13 protein-coding genes are annotated in these 12,616 nt (G+C 67.5%); 6 read left to right on the top strand and 7 right to left on the bottom strand.

Annotated elements, in window-relative coordinates; genetic code table 11:
• Nucleotide 1: 1 nt before the first annotated feature.
• From ACW2Q0_RS17725 to ACW2Q0_RS17710, 4 genes are all read right to left on the bottom strand, one after another.
• Nucleotides 2-349 carry a YbaB/EbfC family nucleoid-associated protein gene (locus tag ACW2Q0_RS17725; protein ID WP_457191425.1) on the bottom strand — a complete coding sequence of 116 codons (348 nt, stop codon included), beginning with the start codon at nt 347-349 and terminating at the stop codon, nt 2-4.
• A gap of 240 nt (nt 350-589) precedes the next feature.
• Nucleotides 590-940, bottom strand: a complete 351-nt coding sequence (locus ACW2Q0_RS17720; protein ID WP_040686879.1) for a hypothetical protein — start codon at nt 938-940, stop codon at nt 590-592.
• Between the two features lie 20 nt (nt 941-960).
• Nucleotides 961-2,079 (bottom strand): bifunctional WXG100 family type VII secretion target/C40 family peptidase, encoded by a 1,119-nt coding sequence (locus tag ACW2Q0_RS17715; protein WP_457191422.1) that lies wholly within the window; start codon nt 2,077-2,079, stop codon nt 961-963.
• A gap of 4 nt (nt 2,080-2,083) precedes the next feature.
• The gene (locus ACW2Q0_RS17710; protein ID WP_457191420.1) at nt 2,084-2,401 is read right to left on the bottom strand and encodes a hypothetical protein; all 318 of its coding nucleotides are present in this window, start codon (nt 2,399-2,401) and stop codon (nt 2,084-2,086) included.
• A gap of 145 nt (nt 2,402-2,546) precedes the next feature.
• Between ACW2Q0_RS17710 and upp the strand changes: the two genes are divergently transcribed.
• A complete protein-coding gene (gene upp / locus ACW2Q0_RS17705) occupies nt 2,547-3,170 on the top strand; it encodes a uracil phosphoribosyltransferase (protein WP_457191418.1) in 624 nt (207 codons plus the stop codon).
• Nucleotides 3,171-3,174: 4 nt separating this feature from the next.
• Here the strand turns inward: upp and ACW2Q0_RS17700 are convergent, their stop codons facing one another.
• Nucleotides 3,175-4,689 (bottom strand): phospho-sugar mutase, encoded by a 1,515-nt coding sequence (locus ACW2Q0_RS17700; protein ID WP_457191416.1) that lies wholly within the window; start codon nt 4,687-4,689, stop codon nt 3,175-3,177.
• Complete coding sequence (locus ACW2Q0_RS17695) at nt 4,690-5,469, bottom strand: purine-nucleoside phosphorylase (protein WP_457191414.1); 780 nt, start codon at nt 5,467-5,469, stop codon at nt 4,690-4,692. It lies immediately after the preceding gene.
• 373 nt (nt 5,470-5,842) lie between these two features.
• Between ACW2Q0_RS17695 and ACW2Q0_RS17690 the strand changes: the two genes are divergently transcribed.
• The 3 genes from ACW2Q0_RS17690 to ACW2Q0_RS17680 all read left to right on the top strand — a co-directional run bounded on the left by ACW2Q0_RS17690 (nt 5,843) and on the right by ACW2Q0_RS17680 (nt 9,132).
• On the top strand, nt 5,843-6,547 hold the full coding sequence (locus ACW2Q0_RS17690) for an enoyl-CoA hydratase-related protein (protein WP_457191412.1): 705 nt from the start codon (nt 5,843-5,845) through the stop codon (nt 6,545-6,547).
• A 93-nt stretch (nt 6,548-6,640) separates the two neighbouring features.
• Nucleotides 6,641-7,873: a M20 family metallopeptidase gene (locus ACW2Q0_RS17685; RefSeq protein ID WP_457191410.1), complete on the top strand. Its 1,233-nt coding sequence runs from the start codon at nt 6,641-6,643 to the stop codon at nt 7,871-7,873.
• Between the two features lie 59 nt (nt 7,874-7,932).
• Nucleotides 7,933-9,132, top strand: coding sequence for a M20 family metallopeptidase (locus tag ACW2Q0_RS17680; protein ID WP_457191565.1), 1,200 nt, complete (start codon nt 7,933-7,935; stop codon nt 9,130-9,132).
• A 51-nt stretch (nt 9,133-9,183) separates the two neighbouring features.
• Here the strand turns inward: ACW2Q0_RS17680 and ACW2Q0_RS17675 are convergent, their stop codons facing one another.
• Nucleotides 9,184-9,663, bottom strand: coding sequence for a gamma-glutamylcyclotransferase (locus tag ACW2Q0_RS17675; protein WP_457191408.1), 480 nt, complete (start codon nt 9,661-9,663; stop codon nt 9,184-9,186).
• A gap of 125 nt (nt 9,664-9,788) precedes the next feature.
• Between ACW2Q0_RS17675 and ACW2Q0_RS17670 the strand changes: the two genes are divergently transcribed.
• Together ACW2Q0_RS17670 and ACW2Q0_RS17665 are read left to right on the top strand one after the other, a co-directional pair.
• Nucleotides 9,789-11,192, top strand: coding sequence for an NAD(P)H-quinone dehydrogenase (locus tag ACW2Q0_RS17670; RefSeq protein WP_457191406.1), 1,404 nt, complete (start codon nt 9,789-9,791; stop codon nt 11,190-11,192).
• Nucleotides 11,193-11,591: 399 nt separating this feature from the next.
• A complete protein-coding gene (locus ACW2Q0_RS17665) occupies nt 11,592-12,572 on the top strand; it encodes a hypothetical protein (protein WP_457191404.1) in 981 nt (326 codons plus the stop codon).
• The last annotated feature ends 44 nt before the right edge of the window (nt 12,573-12,616 follow it).

The raw sequence follows: 12,616 nt of genomic DNA, 5'->3' as shown, positions 1-12,616 counted from the left end.
GTCAGTGACTATCCGGCCCGCCCCCAACGCTTCCGGGTGCACCCTCCGGCGCCCCGGCGAATGACTCGTTCAGTGTCGCAACGACCTTCGATCGCTGTGCGCCGGCGTCCTCGGCGGCCTGGCGACAGGCCCATATGATCAGCTGACCGACCTCGGTCGGCGGCAACGAGGTGACCGACTCCGACAGACTCAGCGCGACCAGGGCGCCGTCGCTGTTCACCTCTACGCTGACCGTGCCGTCCTCGGTCCGGAACCGGCCGTGCACCTGCTTCAGGCCGTACAGTGCGGCTTCGAGCGCTTCCAGTTTCGCTGTCGCGTTGGCGACCAGCGCGTCCATTTCCGCACTCATACCTGCGCCTCGCTAGCGCTCAGCTCCGGCATGAGCGCGAGCGCGCCTGTGTTCATGATTCGTTCGCTCCGCTCACTCATGTACCTGCGCCTCGCTAGCGCTCAGCTCCGGCATGAGCGCGAGCGCGCCTGTGTTCATGATTCGTTCGCTCCGCTCACTCATGTACCTGCACCTCGCCAGCGCCCGGCTCCAGCATGACTGCGATCGCAGGTGTGTCTATTGTTCGCTCGCTCAGCTCGATCAAACCGGCCTCATCCAGCTCGTCGGTCCTGTGTCCGCGTCATCGATCCGGTCCAGTTCGTCCACCGCGGCCTGGCGCGTCGGCAGGCCGAGCTTGTCCAGGATGTCGGCGGGCATCCCCGCCTCGGCGAGCAGCTCGCGGCGGCGGGCGCGCGCGGCGACAGTGGAGCGCTTGGTCAGTCGCAGGATCTCGTCGGCCAGAGTCTGTGCGCCATAACGGTATTCGCTGCGCTCGAACTTGATCTCGATCGGCATGCCCTGGTCCGTGGCACGGACCGAGATGGTGCCCGATCGATTGGTGCTCGACGCCACCGTGACATTAGGTATCGGTGGGGTCTGGGGCTGGGACATTATTCGTTCGCTCCGCTCATTTATGAGGTCGGCCGGTAGAAGCCATGGAAGTTCATGCCCATGTTGTCGGTTCGAATCGAGCTGATCTGGACCGGATTACCGGCCTCGACGAACTGCCCGTTGCCGATCACCATCGCGACGTGGCCGTCCCATACTGCGAGATCCCCCGGCATCAGATCGCCCGGCGACACCTGCATATGGCCATTGCCCTGTTCCTGCGCCAGCCTGGGCAGATCGACACCGGCCTCGCCGTACGCGTATTTGGTGAGACCGCTGCAATCCAGTCCGGAGCCGGGCGTATTGCCACCCCACACATAGGGGGTGCCGACCGCGCCGATGGCTGCCTTGACGGCGGTCGCCGCCTTTTCGTTCGGGGCCGCCACGACACTGCCGTCGGGCAGGGTGACCTTCACTCCCTTGCCGGAGGCCGACGACTGCCCGGTCGTGCTGCTGGTACTCGGTTTGGACGTCGACGCCGTGCTCGCGGTCGTCGTGCTGGCCTTGCTCGCGGTGCTCATCAGGCTGCTGAGCATGCTGCCCGCACCGCTCGCGATTGTGCCCACCGTCGAAGACAGTTGCGACGCACCCTGCGTGGCGGCGCTTACTGTGCCTGCGACATTGGACAGCGACGGCGTCGACGGCGCGGGAGTCAGCTCGGTCATCGACGCGGTCTGGGTATCCAGTTCATTGCGTACGCGGCCGACCACATTCAGCCCCTGACCGATGTGGTCGATCGCGGAGCCGACGAGCACGGTCAGCCCTTCCGGCGTCGCCAGTGCCGGGCCGAGGCCGGTGGCTTGGTTCACGAACGACTGGACGATCCCGTTCAGCTCCTTCTGACCCGTTTCGACCTGGGCGGCAGCCTGATTCACGACGGTAGCCATATCGTTGCCGCGGTCGGAAATGGTAGCGGCGGAGGTCTGCACCCGTAGGGCCTTCGCGGTGACAGAATCGGCGGCCGCGCCGTCCCACGCGTTGTTCACCTGGTCGATGCTGTTGCGGCCGAGCGCGTGTACTTGGTCGATGGCGGTCGAGGTGGAGGTCAGTGCGTCGGACGGCCCGCCGGTGGGTAGGACGCCGGAGCCGAAGCTGGAGAGCAGGTCGAGCAGTGGCTGGACCAGGACGCTGACATCGATCACCGCGTCATCCGTCCAGTCCGGTGGCGCGCAGCCCGGCGGCATTGTTCAGGTCGGTTTCCTCGAGCACGACGGCGGAACTGGCAGCCGCACCGCCCATGCTCGCGAGCACCGCGGACAGCTGACCGATCGAGGCGACATGCCCGGCGTGCGCGGCGGCGTAGGCGGCCATGAAGTCGCCGCCGATCAAGCCCATGATGGGGCCGAGGAGAGTGGGATCGGCGGCCGCGGCGCTCACTCCGGCGGCGGCGAGATCACCGGACATCGCCGCGGCGGTCGCGCCGTAGGCGGTGATGCCCGCGGTGTCGGCCGACATCTTTCGCATAGTGCTTTCCCCCATCTGTCGTTCCCAGGCAGAGTACGTCATCCACCTAGTTCGACGCGCCGCCTTACCAATCGGTTCCAGCTGTTCGAAAAAAATTCGGGTGGAGGTTCGCCGCCGAACTCGTCTTCGACCTTATCGTTCCCTCATGCGCACGCACACCGTGGACCATCCACTCGCCGCCGCCCTGCTGACCACGATGCGCGATGCGAGCACATCGAATCCGGCCTTCCGTGCGGCGCTGCGCGATCTCACCGGAATTCTGATCTACGAGGCCTTGCGCGATGCACCGGTGATCCACTTCCCGATCACCACGCCCGTGTCCGACACGGAGGGAACGCGATTGGCGCAGCCGCCACTGTTGGTTCCGGTGTTGCGTGCCGGACTCGGTATGGTCGACGCGGCCGCCGAGCTGATCCCCGATGCCAGGGTCGGCTTCGTCGGCATCGCCCGCGACGAAACCACCCATCAGCCGGTGCCGTACATGGAATCGCTGCCCGCCGACCTGTCCGAGACGCCGGTCTTCGTACTCGACCCGATGCTGGCCACCGGCGGTTCGATGCGCCACACCCTGCAACTGCTCGCCGCTCGCGGTGCGACCGACATCACTGCGGTCTGTGTCGTAGCCGCCCCCGAAGGTATTGCCGCCCTTACGGATTCAGGTCTGCCAGTGCGTCTGGTCACCGCCGTCGTCGATGCGGGCCTCAACTCCGACGCGTACATCGTTCCCGGTCTGGGCGACGCGGGGGACCGGCAATTCGGCCCCCGCTGACCGATCAGCGCGGCCGGGCGAACAACAGCGCGTCGCAGAACGCGCGGAGGTCGGTGAGACGGTGTGCCGCTGCGGATCGTGCGGCGGCGAGTGCGTGCCGGGTGGCGACCGGTTCGACCACCTCCAGGTAGCACTTGAGTTTCGGCTCCGTGCCCGAAGGGCGCACCACGATACGGGCGCTGGCCCCCTCGAAAATCAGTGCGTCGGTGTGCATTCGACCGCGCGCCTGGAGCAGATCGGTGTATTCGACCGGCTCGCCCGCGATTTCGTCGGGCGGGGCGGTGCGTAGCCGATCCACCAGATCCGCGGCGGCCGCGGGGTCGGGTAGCCGCAGGGCGACCTGGTCGGTGACGTGGAGCCCGAATTCGACCGCGTAGTCGTCGAGTTCGTCGGCGAGGGTGCGGCCCGCGGCCTTCAGACGGGCCACGAGATCGGCGGCGAGCACCGCCGCGGAGATACCGTCCTTATCGCGGACCGTGGCCGGGTCCACGCAGTGACCGATGGCCTCCTCATAGGCGTAGACCAGACCGTCGCCCGCGCGGGCCAGCCATTTGAAACCGGTCAGCGTTTCCGCGTACCGCGCCCCGCGGGCGGCGGCGAGTTTCGAGAGCAATCGCGACGACACGATGGTGGTCGCCACCAATGCATCCGGCCGCGCGGTCCGCAACACGCAAGCGCCGAGCAGCACACCGGTTTCGTCGCCGCGCAGCATGCGCCAACCGCCATCGCCGTCCGGAATTCCGATGGCGCAGCGGTCGGCATCCGGATCGAGCGCGATAGCGAGGTCCGCGTTGATCCGGGTGGCGGTGGCGAGCAGAAGGTCGGTGGCGCCGGGCTCTTCGGGATTCGGGAAGGCGACGGTCGGGAAGTCGGCATCGGGTGCGAATTGCGCACCCACCACGTGCACATGGTGAAATCCCGCTGCGGCAAGGGCCGCCACGGCGGTATCGCCGCCGACCCCGTGCAGCGGTGTCAACGCGATCCGGATATCGGCACGTTGGCCGGGACCGCCGATCGATTCGGGCAGCCGGGCCACCCGATCGATATAGCGGCGCACCACGTCATCGGCCGCCGGTGTGACAGGCATGCGGGCGATCGACTCGGTGACGGCCTCGATGCAGCGCTCGATCTCGGTGTCGGCCGGTGCGATCAGTTGCGAACCGCCGTCGAGATAGACCTTGTAGCCGTTGTCGGTCGCGGGATTATGCGATGCGGTGATCTGTACTCCCGCGACGGCTCCCAGCTCACGCACCGCGAATGCGACGATCGGCGTGGGCAGCGGGCGTGGCAGCAGTGTCACCGGAAAGCCCGCGGCGGCAAAGATTTCCGCGGTCGCGATGGCGAATTCGGCGGAGCCGTGCCTGGCGTCGCGTCCGATGACCACCGCGCCGCCGCCGAGACAGCGACCGCGCAACCAGTCCACCAGTCCGGCGGTGGCCCGGCTCACCGTGTCCGGGTTCATGCCGTCGGGCCCGTCGCGCAGCGGCCCACGTAGCCCGGCGGTGCCGAAGCGCAGCATCTAGAGCCGTTCCAGTACGCCGCGCAGCAGTTTGCCGAGGCGCGGTGCGGCCGCATGTCCTTCTGCCAGTACCTCGGCGTGCGAGAGGTGCGCACCCGTGACGCCCGCGGCGAGATTGGTGACCAGCGAGATGCCGAGCACTCGGGCCCCGAGCGCGCGCGCCGCGATCACCTCGAGCACCGTCGACATGCCGACCAGATCCGCGCCGATGGTGCGCAGCATCCGGATCTCGGCCGGAGTCTCGTACTGCGGTCCGGTCAGACCCGCGTACACGCCCTCGGCCAGGCTCGGATCGATTTCCCTTGCCAGCGCACGCAATTCGGGATCCCACGCGTCCACCAGATCGACGAAGGTCGCGCCCGCCAGCGGCGTGCGGCCGGTGAGATTGAGATGATCGCTGATCAGCACCGGCTCACCGACGCGCAGTCCGTCCCGGATCCCGCCCGCCGCATTGGTGAGCACGACAGTGTCCGCACCCGCCGCGATCGCCGCGCTCACCGGATGTACCACATCGCTCGGCTGATGACCCTCGTACAGATGCTGCCGCCCCATCAGCAGCAGTACGGGCGTGTTGTCGACGGCGACCGAATGCACCGTCCCGATATGCCCTTGCGCACTTGGCGTCCCGAATCCGGGCAGCTCCGGCATAGGCACCGAAGCCGTCGGCGTCCCGATCTCCGCGGCTGCCTCCTGCCACCCCGACCCGAGCACCACCGCAACCCGGTGCCGCTCCACTCCCGTGCGTTCGGCAATCGCCCTCGCGGCCTGTTCGGCAAGCATGCCGTCACGATAGCCGTGTTTGATTTGCCGCGCCTGCGGCTCGGCGTGTTCGCGGCCACCTGGTGTCTCGCGTCCGGCCCTTCCGAGCGACCTGCGAGCAGTCGCCAGCGGATGCCGTCGAGACTCGAGACTTACGAACGGCGGCTCGGCAGCTGCGGCTGTCGAGCCGCTGTGTACCGATAAGGGACTACTCGGTCGAGGGCGTTGTCGCATGCGCTTCGACAGCTCGGACGCGAGACGGGCCGCGAACTCCGCGCCCGCAAGACTCGCTTCGCTGGGGCCAGGATGAGCAGCGACGCTCGCGGCCGCGGACCTGCCGACGATTTGCTACCCGCGAGTAGGTATTCCGTCGCGTACTCGTTACGCTGCACGCATGCCGTATCTGGAACGCGCAGGGGATGTGTTCGTCGTTTATCTCGGGAACGAGGGGCAGGCCGACAGTGAGAACCGTTTCCATCCGGATTGGATCGATGCGTTCCACGGGCTGTTGGACCAGGTGGAGGCGTCCGAGGGGCCGGCAGCGCTGGTGACCACGGCGACTGGGAAGTTCTACAGCAACGGGCTCGATACCGATTGGCTGTTCGGCAACCTGGACCGGATGCACGGCTACCTCGACCGGGTGCACAGCATCTACTCCCGGCTGCTGACTTTCCCGCTGCCGACGGTCGCCGCCGTCAACGGGCACGCTTTCGGGGCGGGCGCCATGCTCGCCACCTCGCACGATTTTCGAGTGGTGCGCGCCGACCGTGGCTTCTGGTGTCTGCCCGAGGTGCACCTCGGCATGCCGTTCACTGTCGGCATGAACGCGCTGCTCACCGAGCGCCTGACCAACCAGGTCTGCGTACAGGCCATGACCGCCGGACACCGCTTCGCCGCCGATGAGGCCATCAGCGCGGGAATTGTCGATGCGAAAGCGGATGCTGATATGTTGCTGAATTCTGCGCTCGAGCGCGCGGGTGCCCTCGCGGCAAATCGCAAGCCGAATCTGCCGGTGATCAAGCGGGCGCTGCACGCCAAGGCGCTCGCCGGGCTCGCGACGCCGACCACCCCGGAGAATCTGGCGTTCGCCCCGAAATAACCGCAGCCTGGGCGCAACCCTTGCCGCGCGCGGCGACCTGACCCCCGGACGCAGGACGCGCCCGATCGTCGGCGCAGTGCCAGACTGTGTGCCATGCCACCACCGCGCAGCGGGCACCCCGAATCACAGACGGATATCCACCTCGCGCATCCCGGCGCCGCGGCGGAGGCCGCGATCCTGACCGCGGCGCCCGAACTGATCGAGCTCTCGCATTCGATCCACGCCGAACCGGAGCTGGCGTTCGAGGAAACCCGCAGCGTTGCCAAGACCATCGCACCGCTGGCCGAACGTGGTTTCGCGATCGAGACCGGCATCGCCGACCTGCCCACCGCTTTCCGCGCGACCTATGGATCCGGCGAGCTCACGGTCGCTATCTGCGCCGAATACGACGCGCTGCCCGAGATCGGGCACGCCTGCGGACACAACATCATCGCCGCATCCGCGGTCGGCGCCGGACTCGGCCTCGCCGAGGTGGCCGACGCCCTCGGCATCACTGTCGTGGTCTTCGGGACACCCGCCGAGGAGAGCGGCGGCGGCAAGGTCCTGATGCTGGAGCGCGGTGTCTTCGACGATGTCGCGATGGCGATGATGGTGCACCCCGGCCCCCTCGATATCGTCGATGCGCGCTCGCTGGCGCTGGCCGATCTATCGGTGGTCTTCCACGGCCACGAGGCGCATGCCAGCGCGGCCCCGGAAAAGGGCCGCAATGCGGGCGACGCGGTGACCGTCGCTCAGGTTGCTCTAGGATTGCTGCGTCAACATCTCCAACCCGGGCAGCAACTGCACGGTATAGTCAGCGACGGTGGCGTGGCCCCCAACATCGTGCCCGGACGTGCGGAACTGCTGTATTACCTACGCGCAGTCGACTCCGCATCCCTCGACGATCTGATGCGACGAGCGTCGGCTTGTTTCGAGGCGGGTGCGCTGGCGACCGGCTGCACTCACGAAATCCGGACGATTGCGCCGACATATACCGAGCTGACGCCCGATTCGGGATTACTGTTTGCCTACCGCGAGCAAATCGTCGACTTGGGGCGGGTGCCGATCGCACCGGAACTCGAGGCGCAGCGACCGCTCGGGAGTACGGATATGGGCAACGTCACCAACGTCGTACCGGGCATACATCCGGTCATCGGCATAGATGCCGGTGGGGCGGTGACGCATCAGCCCGGCTTCGCCGCGGCGAGTGTCAACGCTTCGGCGGATCGTGCGGTAACCGACGGTGCGATCGCGCTCGCGCGTACCGCTATCGCCGTAGCCCGCGATCAAGTACATAGGGACAGGTTGTTGCAACGGCTCGTTCAACGACAGGAGGACATTCGGTGAGCATTACCGGCCGCTCCGCGGCGCACGCGACACGCACCGGGACAGCGACGCGCGTGACCATGGGGGGCCAGGGCAGCGCCGCGCAATCGGATATCGCGGCAGCCGGACCGGATGCGGTCGATGCCTGGCTGGCCGAGCACACGGTCGATCTCGTCCAGTGGCGTCGGCATATCCACGCGAACCCGGAGCTGTCCCGCACCGAATTCGCCACCACCGAGTTCGTCTCGGCCTGGCTGACCAAGGCGGGATTGACGCCGCAGAAGATGCCCAACGGCACCGGAGTGCTCTGTGACATCGGTCCGGTGGACGCGCCGCGCATCGGACTGCGCGCCGATATGGACGCGCTGCCACTGCAGGAATTCACCGGACTCAGCTTCGCCTCGACCGTCCCCGGCGTCTCGCACGCCTGTGGCCACGACGCGCACACCACGATCCTGCTCGGCACCGCCCTCGCGCTGGCCGATCAGGAGCTGCCGGTGGGCGTGCGATTCGTCTTCCAGCCCGCCGAAGAGGTGATGCCGGGCGGTGCCATCGATATGGTCGCGGCCGGCGCGATGGAGGGTGTCGACCGGATCTTCGCACTGCACTGCGATCCCCGCCTCGAGGTCGGCCGAGTCGGCATCCGGGTCGGTGCGATCACCTCGGCCGCCGACACCATCGAATTGGTCCTCGATTCGCCGGGTGGGCACACCTCGCGTCCGCATCTGACCAGCGATCTGGTCTACGCCATCGGCACCGTGATCACCGGCCTGCCCGGGCTGCTCAGCCGCCGCATCGACCCGCGTACCAGCACGGTGATGGTCTGGGGTGCGGTCAGCGCGGGCAAGGCGCCCAATGCGATTCCGCAGACCGGCATGCTCACCGGCACTGTCCGCACCGGCGATCACGCGACCTGGTCGCTGCTGGAGCCGATGGTGCGCGAGATCGTGGACGGCCTGCTCGCCCCGACCGGGGTCCGCTACCAGTTGAACTATCGCCGCGGCGTGCCGCCGGTGGTCAACGACGAGCAGTCGACCAGGATGTTCGAGGACGCGATTCGCGCCCTCGGCCCGGACGCACTCGCCGATACGCCGCAGTCCGGCGGCGGTGAGGATTTCTCCTGGTACCAGGAGGAGGTGCCGGGCGCGATGGCACGCCTCGGGGTCTGGGCCGGTCACGGCGAACAGTTGGATCTGCACCAGCCGACCTTCGATCTCGACGAACGCGCACTTGCCGTCGGTGTCCGGGTGCTCAGCAATATCGTGTTGAACGCGGGCTGACGAAGCCATGGAAGCGGTCGACCCGACAAGGTCGGCCGCTTCCGCGTTCGTTCAGCTACCGAAGAATCCGGGTCCGACGTTCTTGCTGTTGCGGGTGCGCAGTGCGTGCACGTATTCGGCGGGCGCGCCGGCCTTTTCCGCCGCATCGGCCATGACGCCGATATAGCGCGCCGAGGGTAGCCCACCCTCGTACGCATCGAGTACGTACAGCCAGGCCAGGATGGGTTCGGATCCGCTGCCCGCACTCGGCGTCACGCGCAGCCGGATCTTGCGGTGGATGCCGAAATCGGAACCTTCCCAGCGGTCGAGGCGCTGCTCGTCCTCGGGGGATACGTCGTAGAGCACGACGAATACCTGCGAACCCGGCTCCTCGACGACGGTGGCCAGCGGGCCCTCCCAGCCTATGTCGTCGCCGCTGAAGGTGAGGCGCCAGCCCTCCAACCAGCCCGTCCCGTACATGGGGGAGTGCGGGCAGCGCTCGAGCATCTGGGACGAGTCCATGTTGGACCCGTAGGCGGCGTAGATCGGCACGACGCAAGGGTATCCAATAACCCGCGCGCAGCGTCTCTATCCCGGCGAGATGACCGTGTGTTCGCCAGCTAACGTTGTGTACCGGCGCCGGAGATCCCGGTCGAACAGCTCCAGCGGAGGTATCCATGACCCGCATAGCGATCATCGGTGGCGGACCGGCCGGTTATGAAGCGGCACTGGTGGCGGCCCAACACGGAGCCACCGTCACCCTGATCGACAGCGACGGCATAGGCGGGGCGTGTGTCCTGTGGGACTGCGTGCCGTCGAAGACCTTCATCGCCTCGACCGGCGTGCGCACCGATCTGCGTCGCGCCCGTGACCTGGGCATTACCCTCGATCCGAGCCAGGCCCAGATCGAAATGGGCGAGGTGAACGCGCGCGTGAAGGCGCTGGCGCTGGCGCAGTCCTCCGATATCCGATCCAAGGTGCAGGCCGCGGGCGTGACGGTGCTGGCCGGACGCGGACAGCTCAGTGGTCCGGCCACCGGGTTGGCCGCGCACCGGGTGCGCGTACTGCTGGCCGATGGCACCGAGGAGTCCGTCGAGGCCGAAGTGGTGTTGATCGCCACTGGTGCGAGCCCGCGCGTGTTGCCCGGCGCCGAGCCCGATGGCGAGCGAATCCTGAACTGGCGTCAGCTCTACGACCTGGAGGAACTCCCGGAGACCCTGGTCGTAGTGGGTTCCGGTGTGACCGGTGCCGAATTCGTCTCCGCGTATACCGAAATGGGTGTGCGAGTGAAATTGGTCTCCAGCCGTGACCGGGTGCTGCCCGGTGAGGACGCCGATGCCGCGCTCGTGCTCGAGGACGCGCTCGCCGAACGCGGTGTCGAGCTGGTCAAGCACGCCCGCGCGGATGCGGTGGAACGCACCGTCGAGGGCATTGTGGTCAAGCTCTCGGACGGCCGCACGGTCACGGGTACGCATGCGCTGATGACCGTCGGCTCGACCCCCAATACCGATGACCTCGGCTTGGAACGGGTCGGCATCGAACTCGACCGCGGTGGGTATCTGCGGGTCGACCGGGTGTCGCGCACCTCGGCACCTGGTATCTACGCGGCGGGCGACTGCACCGGTCTGCTGCCGCTGGCCTCGGTGGCCGCCATGCAGGGCCGCATCGCGATGTATCACGCGCTGGGTGAGGGCGTCAGCCCGATCCGGCTGAAGACGGTCGCCTCGGCCATTTTCACTCGTCCGGAGATCGCGACCGTCGGCGTGAGCCAGACCGCCATCGATAACGGCGAGGTGCCCGCGCGCACGGTGATGCTGCCCTTGAACACCAATCCGCGAGCCAAGATGTCGGGTCTGCGCCGCGGTTTCGTCAAGATCTTCTGTCGGCCCGCGACCGGTGTGGTCATCGGCGGCGTGGTCGTCGCGCCGATCGCCTCAGAACTCATCCTGCCGATCGCGCTCGCGGTCCAGAACAACCTGACCGTCAACGATCTCGCCCAGACCTTCTCGGTGTACCCGTCGCTCACCGGCTCGGTCACCGAGGCGGCCCGGCTTTTGATGCGTCACGACGACCTGGATTAACAGGCGCCTTGGTGGCTTTGCCGCGCTCATAGATCTCACTTGCTGGTGCTCGATTCGGTGATCGAGTGCTGGTGATCGAGTGCTGGTGCTCGATTCGGTGATCGAGTTAGGTTGCCCGAGACCTATTGTCTTGTCTGGACTTTCACCGCGTTGCCAGTCCGCCGCGCATGTGGTTCACTTCCCCGCAGAGATGCGATCGGCGGGCGATCGCGAGGGTTCTGTGTGGGGGGATCGATCCTTTCCAGCGGCAACGGTGAACGCACCGCGTGGTCGTTCGCCGGTCCTCGTTCGTGGACCAAGCGTCTCACCAGGGATATCTGCGTGTGACCCACTCGGTCGCACACGGGAAAGGGATTGCGAAAAGTGAAACATCGTAAGCCGAGTCGGGCGCAGCGAGCGATGGCTAGCACATCGTTGCCACTGGCCACCGCGGCGGCCGTGGCCACGCTCTTCGCTGCGCCGGCGGGGGCAGTTCCGGATCAGCCGAGTACACCGACCACCCCGGCCGCGCCTGCCGATCCCGGCACCGCGGCGCCGACGGATCAGGGCCAGCCGGAGACCACCAAGCCGGAGCCGGGCAAGCCGGAGGCGAAGCCGTCGCCGACGCCGAGCCAGCCGGGTGTCACCACGCCGGATCCGAATCAGATCATGCCGAATCCGCCCAAGGATCCGATGCTGTCCCAGCCGACCCAGCCGGGTGTCACCACCCCGCGCGTCGCGCCGCTGCCGGTGCCGGGACAGGCCGGTCCCGCGCTGCCCGCCGCAGTGCCGGATACGGCCCCCGGCACGGCTCCGAAGCCCGTGCAGCCCGGTACCACCGCGCCTGGTGCGAACACCCAGACCGATCCGAACGCCCGGGCCGCGCAGCAGCCGGAGACCGAAACCCTGGTGCAGCAGCCGCGCTGGGAAGCCCCGCGCTTCCAGCAGGCTCCCGCCGCGCCCGTCGTCGAGATGGACGGGCCGCACCAGGAGATCGGCGCCAATATCGACGGTGGCTCGCTGGCACCCGGCTATGTGGCCAACACCCACCACTTCAACAACGCCTCGGGCTACGTCGGCACCGTCGGCTACCGCACCCCGACCGGTCAGGGCGAGGCCGGTGTGTCGGTCGAATACATCACCGCCAACAGTGTCAAGGTCACCTCCTACACCGGTGGTGAGGGTCTGGCAGACAACAAGACCGAGGTCATCATCGATACCACCCAGGCCAACCTGGCCAAGGCGGCGGTCGAGCAGTGGATTCGGGAACAGCCGGGCGGCGCGGCCGCCCTAGAGGCCGCCGCGCAGGTTAAACTTCCGGTGCCGCCAGGCGAGCTGGCTCCGCAGACGGTCAACGTTGCCGGGGTCACCACCCAGTGGGGTGGGTCGCTCCAGTACTGACACGAGCTGATTCGACGGGTGGGGCGGTCGTTCGCGACCGCCCC

It is taken from the genome of Nocardia citri (assembly GCF_054065835.1).
Note: the sequence above shows the minus strand (reverse complement) of the source record. Positions and strands in the feature narration are given on the sequence as shown.